The 14,702-nt window shown below is 71.8% G+C and carries 11 protein-coding genes; 6 read left to right on the plus strand and 5 right to left on the minus strand.

Annotation, left to right across the window (positions count from 1 at the left end):
• Positions 1-17 precede the first annotated feature (17 nt).
• Positions 18-1,274 (plus strand): adenosylhomocysteinase, encoded by a 1,257-nt coding sequence (gene ahcY, locus VAE46_RS04490; protein WP_416223940.1) that lies wholly within the window; start codon positions 18-20, stop codon positions 1,272-1,274.
• Here ahcY and VAE46_RS04495 read toward each other — a convergent pair.
• Genes VAE46_RS04495 through VAE46_RS04510 form a run of 4 tightly spaced genes read right to left on the minus strand, consistent with a single transcriptional unit; the run spans position 1,271 to position 4,949 of the window.
• Positions 1,271-2,173, minus strand: coding sequence for an A/G-specific adenine glycosylase (locus VAE46_RS04495; protein WP_322795723.1), 903 nt, complete (start codon positions 2,171-2,173; stop codon positions 1,271-1,273). The two genes, ahcY and VAE46_RS04495, sit on opposite strands and share 4 nt — an antisense overlap.
• Positions 2,148-2,951 (minus strand): enoyl-CoA hydratase/isomerase family protein, encoded by an 804-nt coding sequence (locus VAE46_RS04500; protein WP_322795724.1) that lies wholly within the window; start codon positions 2,949-2,951, stop codon positions 2,148-2,150. Before VAE46_RS04500 ends, VAE46_RS04495 begins: the two co-directional genes overlap by 26 nt.
• A 1-nt stretch (position 2,952) precedes the next feature.
• Positions 2,953-3,714, minus strand: coding sequence for a hypothetical protein (locus tag VAE46_RS04505; protein ID WP_322795725.1), 762 nt, complete (start codon positions 3,712-3,714; stop codon positions 2,953-2,955).
• Positions 3,711-4,949, minus strand: coding sequence for an amidohydrolase family protein (locus VAE46_RS04510; RefSeq protein WP_322795726.1), 1,239 nt, complete (start codon positions 4,947-4,949; stop codon positions 3,711-3,713). Before VAE46_RS04510 ends, VAE46_RS04505 begins: the two co-directional genes overlap by 4 nt.
• A gap of 76 nt (positions 4,950-5,025) precedes the next feature.
• On the opposite strand from VAE46_RS04510, the gene VAE46_RS04515 reads away from it, so the two are divergent.
• The 3 genes from VAE46_RS04515 to VAE46_RS04525 all read left to right on the plus strand — a co-directional run bounded on the left by VAE46_RS04515 (position 5,026) and on the right by VAE46_RS04525 (position 6,894).
• Positions 5,026-5,622, plus strand: a complete 597-nt coding sequence (locus VAE46_RS04515; RefSeq protein ID WP_322795727.1) for a DinB family protein — start codon at positions 5,026-5,028, stop codon at positions 5,620-5,622.
• Positions 5,623-5,706: 84 nt separating this feature from the next.
• The gene (locus tag VAE46_RS04520; protein WP_416223941.1) at positions 5,707-6,201 is read left to right on the plus strand and encodes a peptidylprolyl isomerase; all 495 of its coding nucleotides are present in this window, start codon (positions 5,707-5,709) and stop codon (positions 6,199-6,201) included.
• A 9-nt stretch (positions 6,202-6,210) separates the two neighbouring features.
• Positions 6,211-6,894 carry a hypothetical protein gene (locus tag VAE46_RS04525; protein WP_322795729.1) on the plus strand — a complete coding sequence of 228 codons (684 nt, stop codon included), beginning with the start codon at positions 6,211-6,213 and terminating at the stop codon, positions 6,892-6,894.
• A 12-nt stretch (positions 6,895-6,906) separates the two neighbouring features.
• Here VAE46_RS04525 and VAE46_RS04530 read toward each other — a convergent pair whose 3' ends face one another.
• On the minus strand, positions 6,907-10,263 hold the full coding sequence (locus tag VAE46_RS04530) for an FtsX-like permease family protein (protein WP_322795730.1): 3,357 nt from the start codon (positions 10,261-10,263) through the stop codon (positions 6,907-6,909).
• Positions 10,264-10,343: 80 nt separating this feature from the next.
• On the opposite strand from VAE46_RS04530, the gene VAE46_RS04535 reads away from it, so the two are divergent.
• On the plus strand, positions 10,344-13,727 hold the full coding sequence (locus VAE46_RS04535) for an ABC transporter permease (RefSeq protein WP_322795731.1): 3,384 nt from the start codon (positions 10,344-10,346) through the stop codon (positions 13,725-13,727).
• Between the two features lie 2 nt (positions 13,728-13,729).
• On the plus strand, positions 13,730-14,668 hold the full coding sequence (locus tag VAE46_RS04540; protein WP_322795732.1) for an ABC transporter ATP-binding protein: 939 nt from the start codon (positions 13,730-13,732) through the stop codon (positions 14,666-14,668).
• The last annotated feature ends 34 nt before the right edge of the window (positions 14,669-14,702 follow it).

Below are 14,702 nucleotides of genomic sequence, written 5' to 3' on the forward strand. Positions count from 1 at the left end.
GGAGCTCCTCCTTGTCAATTCCCTGCGATATCGCGAACCCGCGCCTGGCGCCGGAGGGCGTGCGGCGCATCGAATGGGCGGCGCGCGAGATGCCGGTGCTGCGGCTGATCCGCGAGCGGTTCCAGCGCGAAAAGCCGCTTAATGGCATCCGCATGACGGCCTGCCTGCACGTGACGACCGAGACTGCGAACCTTGCCATCACCCTGAGGGATGGCGGCGCCGAGCTGCGCCTGTGCGCGAGCAACCCGCTTTCGACGCAGGACGACGTGGCGGCGGCGCTGGTCGAGGAGTACGGCATCCCGGTGTTCGCCATCTGCGGCGAGGACAACGAGACCTACTACCGGCACATCCACCAGGCGCTGGAGCACGGCCCGCAGCTGACGATGGACGACGGCGCGGATGTGGTCGCGACCCTGCACAAGGACCGCCGCGACCTCCTGGCCGGGGTAATCGGCGGGACCGAGGAGACGACGACCGGGGTGATTCGCCTGCGGGCGATGGCGGCGGCCGGGGCGCTCGGCTACCCGATCGTGGCGGTCAACGAAGCGGATACCAAGCACCTGTTCGACAACCGCTACGGCACCGGGCAATCGACCATCGACGGCATCATCCGGGCGACGAACATCCTGCTCGCCGGGAAGACGGTGGTGGTGGCGGGTTACGGCTGGTGCGGCCGCGGCGTGGCTTCGCGCGCGCGGGGCATGGGCGCGCAGGTGATCGTGACCGAGGTCGACCCCGTGAAGGCGCTCGAAGCGGTGATGGATGGCTTCCGGGTGATGCCGATGGCCGAAGCGGCGAAGGAGGGCGACCTCTTCGTTACGCTGACCGGCGACATCAACGTGATCGACCGGCAGCACCTGGAGGCGATGAAGGACGGCGCGATCCTGGCGAACAGCGGGCACTTCGACGCCGAAATTAACCTGAAGGCCCTGCAGGCGATGAGCGAGGGCAAGCGCGCCATCCGCAATTCGGTGGACGAGTACCGGCTGCAGGACGGCCGGCGGCTGTACCTGCTCGGCGAGGGGCGACTGGTGAACCTGGCGGCTGCGGAGGGTCACCCCGCGGCGGTGATGGATATGTCGTTTGCGAACCAGGCGCTGGGGGCCGAGTGGATCGCGCTGAACGCGCACCGGCTGGAGAAGCGGGTGTACGAAATCCCGCACGAGGTGGACCGGGAGATCGCGCGGCTGAAGCTGCACGCGATGGGCGTCCGCATCGACTACCTGACCGAAGAGCAGCAGCGCTACCTGGCCAGCTGGCAGGAAGGCACCTAGGCCGGGGTCCCGGGCAGCGCCCAGCCGTCGCCGGGGAGCGGCTCCACGAGGCCGTCGCGCTCGAGGGCGGCGAGGTATTCGCCGAGGCGGGTGCGATGGGCGGGGGGAAGCATCGCCGCGAGTTCGGGCTTCGTGGCTGGACCCCCGCGGAGGCGTTCGATGATGCGACCGCGGGCGTAGCGTGCGGTGGTTTCGAAGCGGGGAGCCGGGCGCCGCGGGGCAGCGGTCGGCGGCGGGCACCCAAGCCGGCGCCAGGCGCAATGCTCCGCCAGCGGACAGGCTGAGCAGCCCGGGTTGCGGGCGGCGCAGACGGTGGCGCCGAGGTCCATCAGCGCAAGGTTGTGATCGCGGGCGCCGCAGGGCGGCAGGAGGGCGGCGGCCGCGTCGTGGATTGCGCGAGGCCGGACGCTCGCAGCTGCAGGGGCGCCGAGGCAGGCGCGAGCGAGGACGCGGGCGATGTTGGTATCGACAACGGGCACGGGCTGGTCGAACGCGAAAGAGCAGAGCGCGGCTGCGGTGTAGGGCCCGATGCCCGGGATGGTCCGCAGCTGCGCGGGGTCGGCGGGGAGCTGTCCGCCGTGGCGCTCGACCACGATGCACGCGGCGGCCTGGAGGGCCCGGGCGCGGCGGTTGTAGCCGAGGCCGCTCCAGGCGGTGATAACGGCCGCCGGCGAGGCGGCGGCGAGCGCGGCGAAATCGGGCCAGCGTTCGAGCCAGGCGGTGTAGTACGGGAGGACCCGTTCGACCTGGGTCTGCTGGAGCATGACTTCCGAGACGAGGACAGCGTAGGGGTTGCGGGTATGGCGCCAGGGGAGCGTGTGGCGGCCGTTGTCCGCGTACCAGGCGGCGAGGGCCGCGCGGATGGGCCCGGTCTCAGGCGTCGCGGATGTCGCGGTCATCAGCATTCATGCGCGTCATCCGTTCGAGGGCGTCGTCCGAGAGGAGGAGGTCGAGGAAGAGGGTGCGTTCGAGGGCGAGCCCCTCTGCGCGGGTCATGGTGTGGGTACCCCGGATGAGCCGCTTGCAGTGGGCGAGTGCGCGCGGGGGCAGGGCGGCCATCTCGGCGGCGAGCTCGTGGGCGCGTTCGAGGGCGCGGCCGGCGGGTGCGAGTTCGTGCACGAGGCCGAGCGCTGCCGCCTCGGCGGGGCTCACGGTACGGCCGCGCAGGATGAGTTCGAGAGCGCGGGCGACCCCGACAAGGGCCGGCAGCTTCTGCGTGCCGCCGGCGCCGGGGAGGATGCCGAGGCGCACCTCCGGCAGGCCGAGCTCGTAAGGGCCTTCCTCGGCAACGCGGAGGTCGCAGGCAAGGGCGAGTTCGAAGCCGCCGCCCATGGCGAAGCCGTTGATGGCGGCGATCACGGGCTTCGGCATCGATTCGAGGCGGCCGAAGACGCGGTCGATGTCGCGCTCGGGGAGGGTGCGGGCGGGGTCGACGGTGACGCCGCGCTCGCGGAGGCTGCGGGCGAGGCCTTCGAGTTCGACGACGGAGTAATGGCGGATGAAGACGCCGGGGAGGCCGCCCGTGATGACGACGGCGCGGACGGTGTCGTCGGCCTCGAGGGCAGCGGTCGCGGCATCCAGCTCGGCGACGGTGGCCGCATCCATGTAGCCGCGGGGCGGGTTGGTGATGGTAACGGTGGCAACGTGGCCGGAGCGTTCGATGGCGACCTGTGGCACGCTACTCCTCCTCTTCTTCCTCCTCGTCGTCATCGCCGCCGCGGCCGGCCACGAGGGACGGCACGAGTGTGACCTGGGAAGAATCGGACCGCGCACGGCGGGGAGGCGGGACGGCGCGGAGGCGTTCGTTGAGCGACGCGAGGTCGGCAGCGGAGGCACCCTCCGGGGCGACGATGGCGACCACGCCGGAGTCGCGGAGCACGCGGAGGTCGGCGGTGGAGGCGGCGAGGTCGACCGTCACCACCAGCCCGGTGTTCGAGAACGAGGAGAGCCGCACGAGGCCGAGCTGTTCGGAGAGCTTCATGGGGCCGTGGGCGCGCTGCACGAAGAGGCCGTCGAGGCCCAGCGGGGCGAGGGCGCGGAGGGTGTTGTCCTCCATCGATTCGCTGGCGGCCACGAGGTGGCCCATCTTCTCCGTATCGACCGCGGCGGAATCGGTCGTTTCGAGCGGACTGACGACGAAATCGCAGCCGGCCTCGCGCAGGCGTTCGGCATCGGCGACGGAGAGGACCGGGAGTGAGACGCCGGCGGCGACGCGCGGCCCGGCGACGGACTGGATCTCCGGGGCGACGAGGGTCGCGCTGCCGGCCGCGAAGAGCACGGCGTCGGCGCCGGCATCGAGGGCGGCGCGGGCCTCAGCGGAAGTGCGGACGGTGGCGAGGAGGGCCATGGCCCGGGGCTGTTCGCGCGATACCCGGCCGAAGCCGATGGACGGGCCTTCGCGGCGCTGGATGCGGGCGAGAATCTTCTGGAGCTGGCTCATGGACCCTCCGGTGGTGGCAGTTCGTGCCTGATCATCTTGCCCCCTCGCAGAACTACGCGGATCGCTTCGGGGCAGGTGAGGACGGAGAGGTCGGCGAGAGGGTCGGCATCGAGCAGGACGAGATCGGCATCGAGGCCGGGGAGGAGGCGGCCGGTACGGTCGGAGATGCGGAGGAGGTCGGCGGCCCAGGCGGTGGCGGCGAGGAGCGCGGCAGCGTTCGAGAGCCCCTGAGCGGCCATGCGGACGAGCTCCTGCGCGTTTTCGCCGGGGCGGTTGAAGGGCGTGCCCTGGTCGGTGCCCATGGCGATGCGCACGCCCGCCCGGACGGCGGCGCGGAAGCTCTCCTGGTGCGCTTCCAGGACCTGGTGGCTCTTTTCGAGCATGTAGGGCGGGACGCTCGTGGCCCCCTCGCCGTGGGCGATCTGCCAGGGCGCCGTCAGGGTGGGGACCAGATAGGTGCCGCGCTCGAGCATGAGGCCGATGGCTTCCTCATCGAGCCAGACCCCGTGCTCGATGGAATCGACCCCGGCGAGGATGGCGTTCTTGATGCCCTCGGTGGCCTGGGCGTGGGCGGCGACGACGCGGAAGGCCTTGTGCGCTTCTTCGACGCCGGCGCGGAGCTCCTCAAGGGTGAAGGAGGCCGAACGGGGGTCGACGCCGGGCGTCATCACGCCGCCGCTGGCGAAGAGCTTGATGGCGCGGGCGCCGGCGCGGAGCTGCTCGCGGACGCGCTTGCGAACCTCGTCGGGGCCGTCGGCTTCGACCGCGATGAAGCCGTGGCCGTGGCCGCCAGTCATGGTGACGCCGCAGCCGGCGGCAAGGATGCGGGGACCGTCGATGAGGCCGGATTCGACGGCCGCGGCGAGGTGGATGTTGAGGTGGTCGGCGGCGCCGAGGTCGCGGACGGTGGTGACGCCAGCGCGGACGGTCTGGAGCGCGTACTCGCGGGCGCGCAGGGCGCGAAGGGCAAGCGGCTCGCTGCGGGAGGCAGCGAGTTCGCCGGGGTCGCCGCTGGACGTGAGGTGCACGTGGCAGTCGATCAGGCCCGGGATGAGGTAGCGGCCACCCCCGTCGAGGCGACGCGTGCCCGGGGGGATATCCGGCGGTTCGCCGGGGCCGACCCAGCGGATGCGGCCTTCGTCGCAGATGACGGAGAACCCGGAACGGAACGCCCGGGCCTCGGCATCGAAGGCGTGGACATCAGTGAAAAGCACCGGGGGCGTCGATTCAGGCACGGGGCGCATTGTTCCACGGCCCCGGTATGATGACCACCCGCGCCGGGGCCCCTGCACCGGCGCAGGGAGGAAGTACATGGTGAATCCACGCATTCAGCTGGTGCTCGACGAATTCGACCGGCACCGTCGACAGTTCACGCACCTCTGCCGCTCGTTGAGCGAGGAAGAGCTTGGGACGACGGTGCCGGGTTCGCACTGGACCGTGCGCGATTATGTCGCGCATCTCTGCACGATCGACGGCCTGATCGTGCCGCGGTTCGCGGCGATGGTCGGGCAGACGGCGCCGCTGCCGGACACGCCGATCCCGCAGCCGTTCGATATCGACGACTGGAACGAAGCGGCGGTGACCTCCCGCCGGGGCCGGAGCATCGAGGAGCTGCTGGCCGAGGCCGAGGAGCACCGGGCGCGGCTGCTGGCCGCGGTGCGCGAGTTCACGGATGCCCACCTGGATGCGGTCATCCCGTATGGCGGAGACCGGAAGGTGCTGAACCTTCCGCCTTCGCAGGTGCGGTTCGGCGGGCTCCTGTGGGGCATCGCCATCCACGACCCGACGCACACCCGGGATATCCTGCGGGCGCTGCCGCACCGGGCGGAGCAGCCGTGGATCGCGGAGTGGCTGGCGAGCGTGAACGACAGCCTGGTGCCGCAGGGCGTGCGCGAGCAGCGTGTCTGACGGGCGCAGAGCGCGCCGGGCGGGTACGCTGGAAGGGCCACCAGGAGGTGACCCATGGCCAAGCAGTACTCGCGCCCCCCAGAGATGGTGATCGACCCGGCGAAGCGCTACACCGCCGAGATCCAGACCACGGCGGGGACCATGACCGCGGAGTTCTTCCCGGAGGAAGCGCCGAAGACGGTCAACAACTTCGTCTTCCTCGCGCGTGAGGGGTTCTACGACGGCGTGATCTTCCACCGGGTGATCCCCGGGTTCGTGATCCAGGGCGGCGACCCGACCGGCACTGGCCGCGGCGGCCCGGGCTACCGGTTCGACGATGAGCCCGTGAAGCGCCCGTACCTGCGGGGCACGATCGCGATGGCGAACGCGGGCCCGAACACGAACGGGAGCCAGTTCTTCATCATGCACGCCGATTACCCGCTGCCGCCGAACTACACGATCTTCGGTCGGCTGACCGGCGGCGAGGATGTGCTCGATGCGATCGCGACGGCCCCGACGGGGCCGCAGGACCGACCGGTGCAGCCGGTGCAGATCCTTTCGGTCACCATCAGCGAGGCGCAGGCAGGGCCGGTCGGGTAGGATGCCGGCGTGACCGGCCTTTCGACCACGCGCGGGGGCGTTTCGGGCCTGCGGGCGGTTGTGGCTGCGGGTGCGGCGGTGGCCGCAGCGGCGGTGCTGCTGCTGGCGGTGGTCGTAGGCGCGCGCGTGTCTGGCGGGAGCGAGGCGCCGCCAGAGCCAGGGCCCTTCGTTCGGCCGGCGGGCGAGGCGTACGCCGCGTTCGACGTGGAGCGGGTCGACGGGAACGTCCTGCGGCTCTCAGGGAGCGGTGGCACGCTGGAGCTTGAGGTCCCGGACCGGGCGCCGGCGTGGCTGCTGGTGGAAGCCGAGTCGACGAGGGTCGCGCCGGGGATGGCCATCGCGGTGCTGGCGGTGCCGAACGAGGTGCGGAATTTCGCCATCCGGGCGATCGTGGCGGGGGAAGGGCGGGAATCGGAGCGGCCGGCCGGGCAGTTCTGGGGGCATGAGGTCGCGCGCGAGGCGGGGGTGCTGCCGGTGATCACGGGGACGGTCGAACGGGTGGAAGCCGACCGGATCGAGGTGCGCACCGGGGCCGGGTCGGCCACCGTGTGGCTAACTCCGGACGCGCCGCTCTACCTGGCGGTGCGCACCGGGCCGGGAGATGTGGGGGCCGGGGACCGGGTGGCGTTCGTGACGGACACCGAGGGGAAGCCGCTCCCCGGGCAGGGCCTGCTCATCCTCCGGGGCGAGTGAGCCGGGCGGGCGCTACTCGGTGCGTAGCGCCTGGGCGTCGCTCATCCTCGCGAGCAGGCGGCTGGCGAAGGCGAACGCGAAGAGGAAGACGAAGACCACGGCAGCGGAGCCGCCGAGCACGATCAGCCAGTCGGTCTGGAGGATGAAAGGAGGCTCGGCTCGACGCCCGGCTTCGTCGACATCGAGGAAGGAGAGCATGCGGGAGGCTACGGCGCGGCCGATCCAGGCGCCGGCCGCGATGCCCACGACTGCGACGAGACCGTATTCGAACGCCAGGAGGCGGATGACCTGGCCGCGGGAGAAGCCGAGGCTGCGGAGGACGGCGAATTCGACGCGGCGCCGCTGGACGACCAGCCAGAGGGAGACGAGCAGGGCCGCGGCGACGAGCAGGAGGATGGCGCCGAAGGCCAGGTAGAGGATGCCGGCGCCGCCGGCCGAGATGAGCGGGTTCCGCTGGAGGAGGGACAGTTCGCGCTCACGGCTGGTGACGACGCCGAAGCTGAAGGGGTCGGCGCGAAGGGCGGCTTCGACGGTCGCGGGGTCGGCGCCCGGCGCGAGGGAGAGCCAGGCTTCGTTGAAGCCGCGCGGGACCGAGGAGCCGGCGAGGCCAAGCCACGAGGCGAGGTGGGCCCGATTGAAGACGACGCCGGGCCCGGCAGCAGCGGGCAGGGTTGGGAAATGCTCCGCGGAGGCGAGGACGCGGATGGGTACTGGCGTCCCGGCCACCGCGATGACGCCCGTCGCCCCGACGCTGAGCCCGGTCGCGCCGAGGAAGGATTCGGTGGCGACCACGGGCAGGGGGATGGCGGGCTGGGCCGGGGCGAGGCCCCAGAGCTCGGTGCCCTGGCCCGGGACGCGGGAGAGTTTGCCGGCCTGACCCCGGGGAACCCCGTCGCGGGTCACCTCGTAGGTGTCGGGGAGGGCGGGACGAGCGGGGAGCGGCGTCCAGCCCGGTTCGGGCGCTTCGAAGTCGTCGATGAGGGCGACCGTGCCGTCGGCGGTGACGGCGGCGAGGTTATCGAGCAGGAGCTCGACCGGTGCGGTGGTGAAGCGGTTGGCCGGCTCGGTGATGATGAGCCCGACCAGCGTGAGGGGTTCGGGGAGCTGGCCTTCGTAGGACCGCGCGATGGGTGCGGAAAGCGTGCGCCAGTCGCCGGGTTCGAGGGTGCCGAACTCGATCAGCTGGTGGTAGCCGGCGGCATCGCGGATGCGCGCCCAGAGGGTCATCTGGGTGCCGGCGGCGGATAGCCGGACATCGACGCGGAGCTCCTGCGCGCCGGGCGGCAGCGGGCGCCCGCGGAGGGGTTCGGGGGCGCCGAGCCCGGCGAGGAGGTCGCGCAGCGGCTGACCTGCGAAGTCGTCGCGGAACCAGAGCTGGAAGGGCGCAGCATCGGGGTCCAGGCCGAGGACCTGGAAGGTGCGCCCGGTGAGCGCAGCGGCAGCCGGCGAGCCGGTCAGCCGAAGCACGGCGGAGGCCGATGCGACGCCGGGGATGGAGCGAAGGGCGGCGTCGGCGGCCGGGCCATCCTGGCCGAGGTCGGCGCTGCCGGTGGTGACGGCGCGGACCTCGGCCCCGGACTGGAACTGCGCGCGCTCTTCGAACGTGGCCGAGGCGGTCGTGGCGTAGCTGGCGGCGAAGGTGCCGACCGCGATGGCGAGGGCGAGCAGGAGGGCGAGCCGGGCGGAGTTGCCCGGGCTCCGGGCCACCTGCCAGAGGCCGACGGCGAGCGCGGGGGAGGCGTCACGGCCGGCGAGGCGGGCAGCCAGCCGGAGCGCCAGCGGGTAGAACCGAAGGAGCAGCGCGGCGGCTGCGGCCACGAGGAGCGCCGGCGAGGCGAGGAGGAGGGGGTCGGAGGAGACGCCGCCGGTGGGGGAGGGCGTGAAGACGTTGCCGCGCTCGCGGAGCTCCCAGAGCAGGAGGCCCGCGACGCCGGCAAGGGCGAGGTCGAGGTAGTAGCGCTGGAAGAACGGCGTCCCCGGGCGGGCCAGCTCGCGGCGGCGCGCGACCGCCGAGGCACGCGCCGCCCAGGCGGCGGGGACGAGCAGCGCCGCAACCGAGATGACCACGCCTGCGGCAGCGTAGAGGTAGGCCTCCGGCGGGATGGCGACGGGGAGGAGGTCGCCGTTGTTCACGGGCCGGAAGGTTGGGGTGAGGCCGAGCAGGGCGGTGCCGGCGGCAGCGAGCAGGGGTGCGACGACGACTGCCGGGATGCCGAGCAGCAGGCCCTCGACGAGGTAGATGGCCACGACCTGGGACACGGTGGCGCCGCGGCCACGCAGGAGCGCGACCTCCTCGGCCTGGCGCTCGACGATGACGAGGGAGACGAGGATGACGTAGAAGACCGCGACTGCTGTGAGCTGGAGGAGGAGGATACCGAGCGGCGCCTGCTGGTACTGGCGGGCGCGGCCGTATTCGGCGAGGACGTTGCCGAGCGGGCTGAAGCTGGCAGCGCCGAGCGGCTCGAGGTCGTAGTAGAGGGCGGTGAGGTCGGAGCGGGCGCGTTCGAAGGTGGTGCGGGTGAGCGCTTCGGGGCGGGCGAAGGTGTGCCACGCGGCGGCGGCGGTGTAATTCGGCAGCCGGGACGCCAGGCCGTCGAGCAGGGCTTCCTCGGGGACAAACAGCGGCACAAGCGGGCCGTTCTCCGGCAGGAGCCGCGACGGGGCGAAGAACTGGTCGGCGGGGAGCACCCAGAAGGGGTCGGCCGGGTCGGTTGGTTCGATGATGGCGGTGATGACCGCGGGGAGCGCGAAGGTGACGCCCGCGGTCGGCGTGCAGGGAGGCGGGGGCGGGCGGTCCTCGCGGGGGATTTCGCGGGCGCAGGTATCGATGTCCTCGACGAGGCTGAGCTGCTGGCCCACGGCGAGGCGCGCCGCGCGGGCGGCATCGCGGGAGACGGCAACCTGGAGCGGTTCGCCGGGGCCGGGGGCCCGGGGGAGTTCGCCTTCGAGGACGGCGACGTGGGCTTCGTAGCCGGTCAGCGACTGGAGCTGGCCAACCGGCGCCTGGGCTGGCGCGGTCTCTCCCGGCGGCGCGAGGAAGAAGCGCGGACCGACCAGGACCCGCGATTCGCCGCCGGAAAACCAGCCGATACGCTCAACGATGCGGCGTTCGATGGCGTCGCGGAGGCGCTGGCCGGCTTCGCTGCCCAGCGGTACCGCGGGAACGCTGACCCGGTTGCCGGGGCTTTCGCTCAGCTGCTCGCGGATGGTGAAGGTGAGGCCGAGGTCGGCCATCGTGCGGGCGTAGATGGGCGAGGCGGCCAGCAGGGAAGCTGCGATGAGGATGCCGAGGCCGAGGACCGCCAGCAGCCGCCAGGTGCTCAGGCTGCGGCGGGCGAAGAGGCGTCCGGTGGCGACGGCTGCGCGCACGGGGGAACTGTACACGGAGGCGGGCCGAGCGTGGGCGGCTTTGCCGGGCGGCGCGAACTTCGGTAGGGTTCCGGGCACAGATGCGAACCGGGTTCGTGGTCCTGCAGATGGTGGTGCGGCGGAGCCTCGCCAATCGGCGGCTGCTGGCGACGGTGCTGGTCGGGGTGGTAATGGCGGCCGCGCTGATGGCCAGCGTCGTGCTCTACTCCGATGCTGTACGCGACCTCGGGCTGCGCTACGCCCTGCGCACCTCGGAGCCAACGGAGCGGAACATCCGGGTCGTCGTGAGCGGGCGGCCGGCGCTCGATGACTACCGGCAGAAGCGCGAGGCGGTCGATGGCGCGCTCGCCACCTACGCGGGGGACGTGCTCGAGGAGGTCGTACATTACGGGCGGACCGCAACGTTCTACCTGGCCGCCCCCGGCGAGCCGGTGCCGACCGACGAGAACCGGCCGCGGGCGCATTTCCAGTTCGCGGACGGCTTCCGGGAGCAGGTGCGGCTCACCGCGGGGGAATGGCCGGACCCGGCGGCCTACCGGGAGGGGGAGCAGCTGGAAGTGGGCGTGCTGCTGGGGCGGGAGGCTGCCGAGCGGTTCGGGGTGCAGGTGGGCGACCGGTTCGACCTGCACCCGTTCTGGCGGCAGGACGCCGTCCCGGTGCGGGCGGTGGTAACCGGGCTGGTCGAGCCGGAAGACCCCGGGGACCCGTACTGGTTCGGGCGGACCGACCGCTTCGTGGTGGAGACGAGCTGGGACACGTACGCGTTCTGGGTCGATGAGGCCACGGTGCGCGATGGACTGGCGGCCTACCTGCCCGAGATGGACAGCACCCTGGAGGCGTACGGGTTCGTCGACATCGGCGCGGTGAACGCCCGCAACGCACGCTCGGTGGAGGGGAACCTGCGGACGATGTCGCTGGTGCTGCGGGAGTCGGTTGCCGGGGTGCTGGTGGAGACGCAGCTGCCGGAGATCATCGCGAGCTACCAGACGAAGCTGTTCTTCACGCGGTTGCCGCTCTTTGCGCTGATGCTCCAGATTGCGGGCATCGCGCTCTACTACCTGGTGATGGTCTCGAGCATGCTGGTCGAGCGGCAGCATGGGGAGATCGCCCTGCTGCGCTCGCGCGGGGGGAGCCCCGCGCAGGTGGTGGCGATTTATGCGATCGAGGGGGCCATCCTGTGCGGCATCGGAGCCGTCGCCGGGCCGCTGCTGGCGGCGGCGGGGATCGCGGTGCTGGGGTTCACGCCGCCGTTCGAACCGCTGAGCGGCAACGCCATGCTTGAGGTGCCGCTTTCGCCGCTGGCGTTCGGGGCAGCCGCCGGCGGTGCACTGCTGGCGTTCGCGGCGCTGCTCTGGCCGGCGTGGCGCGCCTCCCGGGGGACCACGATCGACTACAAGCACAGCCTGGCCCGGCCCACGACGAGGCCGCTGTTCGTTCGGTACTACCTGGACCTCGCGCTGGTCGGGGTGGGCGCCTTCCTGTTCTATCAACTACGCGAGCGGGGTTCCCTGGTGACCGAACGACTCTTCGGCGACCTTTCGGCGGACCCCTTGCTGCTACTTTCGCCGACGCTCTTCATGCTGATGGTCGCGCTGGTCTTCCTGCGGCTTTTCCCGCTGGTGCTGGCCGGGATTACGCGGGCGGTGCAGCGCTGGGAGAACGCGACGGTCGCCTTCGGCCTGGCGCGGATGACACGGGCGCCGCTCCACTACAACCGGCTGATTTTGCTGCTGCTGCTCGCGACGGCGGTCGGGATGTTCGCGGCGGGCTACCGGGCGACACTGGAGCGGGGCTACGACGACCGGGCGGCGTACGAAGCCGGGGCGCCCACCCGGCTGGAAGACGTCCGCAACCCAGCGATGGTCCCGAACGGCGCGTTCGTGGAGCGGCTCGCGAACGTCACGGGGGCGGAGATCGTCTCGCCGGCGAGCCGGCAGCAGGGCAGCTACAGCATCTCGACGTTCCAGGGCGTTTCGCTGACCGTGCTCGGCGTGGTGCCGGGCGAGTTCGAGCGGGTGGCATTCTGGCGGGACGACTTCGCGGGCCCGGGGCTCGGCGAGCTGCTGGAACGGCTGCGAATAGAGACAACACGGCCGGCGGAGGGTCCCGGGGTGCCGCCGGGGTCGCGCTGGATTGGGCTGTGGGCGCGGCTGCCGTACGGCTCGAACCAGGTCCGGCTTGGGCTTCGGCTGGAGGATGCCGACGGGAGCTACTGGGATTACGTGCTGACGCCGGTACAGCCGGAGGTGACCAGCGAGTGGCGATTCTTCACGGCCGACCTGGCCCAGCCATCGCAGCTGCGGTTCGGGCAGGGGCTGCGCTACAGCCTCGCGACGCCGAAGCGACTGGATGCCGTGTACGCACGCGTGCAGGGCTCCCCGCCGCCGGTGACCGAGCGAGCCATCATCCTGGTGGATTCGGTGCAGGTCAGCGAGGCTGCCAGCTTCCCGGGGGTGGATGGCGGAGGGTTCCCTGGGGGCCGGGTCATCGAACCGTTCGATTCGTTCGCGGCCTACGAGTTGATTACCGGGCAATCGGCCGCCGACCCGGGTGCAGTGTCGTTCGGGGACGGGGCGGGCATCGACGGGGGCGGGGCAGGACGCATTGCCTTCACCCGGGGGCAAGGGCAGGGGCCGTTGTTTGGCTTCCGGGTGCGCCGGCCGCCGGGTCCGTTGCCGATCGCGGCCGAGGAGCGATTCCTCGAGGCTGCCGGCAAGCGGGTCGGGGATGAGCTCACGATTTACGTCAACCGGCAGTACGTGCAGGCGCGGGTGGCGGCGTCGTTCCGCTATTTCCCGGGGCACGACCCGCGGGGCAGCGAGTACCTCGCGGTGGCGGACCTCCGGGCGCTGCAGACGCTGGCGGCCGGGGTACCCGGCCTGGCCGACGGCGTCACCGCCAACGAGGCGTGGCTGTCCGGCGCGGAGCCGGAGAAGCTGACCCGGGAGGCGCTGGCCGGGCGGGGCGTGCAGGCCGAAGGCATCTTTGACGCGGCGGCGATCCGGGCTGCGCAGTCGGAGGACCCGCTGGTGGCTGCGAGCTGGGAAGGCATCCTGTTCCTGTCGTTCGGGGCCGTGCTGGTGCTGACGGGGCTGGGCTTCGCGGTCTATGCCATCCTGGCAGCGCAGTCGCGGGCGCTGGAGTTCGCGATCCTGCGGACCATGGGCTTTTCGAGCCGGCAGGTGCTCGGGCTGGTCAGCTTCGAGCAGGCGTTCGTGATCGCGGCCGGGGTCGCGACGGGGACGTTCCTCGGCTTTCCGCTGGGGCGCCTGATGATCGGGTATCTTGGCGTGACCGAGCAGGGCGCCGAGCCGGTGCCGCCGCTGGTATCGGAGGTGAGCTGGGGCGCCGTGGCCACAGTCTACGGGCTGCTGGGCGTGGTCTTCCTGGCGACCATCACGGCGCTGGCGGCGGTGTACTCCCGACTGGCGGTGCACCGGGCGCTGCGGATCGGAGAGGTGTGAGCATGCACGAGCGGTTTTCGCCGGGCCCGGCCGCTGCCGAACCCGAGGAGCACGAGCTCTACATCCGCTGCGAGGACCTGTTCAAGATCTACAAGACCGCGAACCTCGAGGTGGTGGCGCTGCGGGGGCTCGACCTGAAGGTGCGGCGCGGCGAGTTCATGGCGATCGTGGGGGCCTCGGGCTCGGGCAAGTCGACGCTGCTCAACATCCTTGCGGGGCTGGATACGCCCTCGGCGGGCCGCTGCTTCGTGGGCGGGCAGGACCTGCTGACGATGACAGGGCGGGAGATGGTGCGCTACCGGCGGAAGCAGGTAGGGTTCGTCTGGCAGCAAACGGGGCGGAACCTGGTGCCGTACCTGGACGCGGTGCAGAACGTGGAGGTGCCGATGGTGCTCGATGGGGTGCCGGCCGCGGGGGCGCGGCGCCGGGCGGTCGAGCTGCTCGAGCTGGTGATGCTGGGACACCGGCTGCACCATCGGCCGGAGATGCTCTCGGGCGGGGAGCAGCAGCGGGTGTCGATTGCGGTGGCGCTGGCGAACAACCCGCCGCTGCTGCTGGCCGATGAGCCGACCGGCGAGCTGGACTCGGTCGGCGCGGATACGGTGTACGAAGTGTTTCGGCGGCTGAACCAGGAGCTGGGGACAACGATCGTGATCGTGACGCACGACCCGGACATCGCCGCGCGCGTCGACCGGGTGGTGGCTATCCGGGACGGCCGGACGAGCACCGAGATCTTCCGGCGGGTGCGGTTCGAGGGCACGGAAACCCGCGTGGTGCACGAGGAGTACGTGCTCGTCGATGCGGCGGGCCGGCTGCAAATCCCGCGGGAGTACCTCGAAGAGCTGGAGATCGAAGAGCGGGCGAAGGTGCTCCTCGGCGAGGGGCGCATCGAAGTGCTGCCGGACGGCCGGAGGGCGGTTCGCCCGAGGGGGATGCCGTGATGGCTGAGGCGGGCGCGGCGGTCGAGGTCCGGGG

The organism is Tepidiforma sp., from assembly GCF_034433535.1.
GTDB lineage: Bacteria > Chloroflexota > Dehalococcoidia > Tepidiformales > Tepidiformaceae > Tepidiforma.

What these genes read in the sequence shown, in the direction of transcription:
- VAE46_RS04495 (WP_322795723.1), bottom strand. Translation starts at nt 2,173, where the DNA reads ATGACCGCGACATCCGCGACGCCTGAGACCGGGCCCATCCGCGCGGCC.
- VAE46_RS04505 (WP_322795725.1), bottom strand. Translation starts at nt 3,714, where the DNA reads ATGAGCCAGCTCCAGAAGATTCTCGCCCGCATCCAGCGCCGCGAAGGC.
- VAE46_RS04515 (WP_322795727.1), top strand. Translation starts at nt 5,026, where the DNA reads ATGGTGAATCCACGCATTCAGCTGGTGCTCGACGAATTCGACCGGCAC.
- VAE46_RS04520 (WP_416223941.1), top strand. Translation starts at nt 5,707, where the DNA reads ATGGTGATCGACCCGGCGAAGCGCTACACCGCCGAGATCCAGACCACG.
- VAE46_RS04535 (WP_322795731.1), top strand. Translation starts at nt 10,344, where the DNA reads ATGCGAACCGGGTTCGTGGTCCTGCAGATGGTGGTGCGGCGGAGCCTC.
- VAE46_RS04540 (WP_322795732.1), top strand. Translation starts at nt 13,730, where the DNA reads ATGCACGAGCGGTTTTCGCCGGGCCCGGCCGCTGCCGAACCCGAGGAG.